The sequence below is a fragment of the Bartonella sp. MF74HXZ genome (assembly GCF_042194445.1).
Lineage (GTDB): Bacteria > Pseudomonadota > Alphaproteobacteria > Rhizobiales > Rhizobiaceae > Bartonella > Bartonella grahamii.
The window spans coordinates 1-575 of record NZ_JBHIMW010000036.1; the positions used below are offsets into that span (position 1 = coordinate 1).

Consider the following 575-nt stretch of genomic DNA (forward strand, 5'->3'; position numbering starts at 1 on the left):
GCACAAGATTCTTTATCATGGAGCAAGACTGAAGGTGCTTTTGTCGCCCTGCATGGGGAAGATGGTAAAAAGGAAAACAGCAAGATCACATCGTTGGCTGATGGTTCTATAGCATCAGGTTCGAGTGATGCGGTTAATGGTGGTCAGCTTTATTCATTGAATCAGACGCTAGCAAAGTACTTTGGTGGTAAGACGAAGTATGAAGATGGCGCATGGGTTGCTCCTACATTCACGCTTAAAACCTACAATGCAGATGGTACGGAAGGTGATCCACAGGAGCATCATAATGTAACGGAAGCGTTTGCAGGAATTGATAAGAATTTCACCAATGTGAATAAGAATGTTCAGAACATCGTTAATGATTTTAATGAAAAAGTCACGAACATCACAGAATCTATGCAAGGCGATGCTTTGTTGTGGAATGAAAGTGAACAAGCTTTTGTAGCTAAGCATGGAGAAAAAGACGGTGATAAGACAAACAGCAAGATCACATCGTTGGCTGATGGTTCTATAGCATCAGGTTCGAGTGATGCGGTTAATGGTGGACAGATTTATGATCTGAATCAGTCGCTAGC

Annotated in this window: 1 pseudogene; it reads left to right on the forward strand. The window is 42.1% G+C overall.

Annotated elements, in window-relative coordinates:
- Positions 1 to 575, forward strand: a pseudogene (locus tag ACFIJ8_RS08500) (hypothetical protein); the annotation flags it as partial.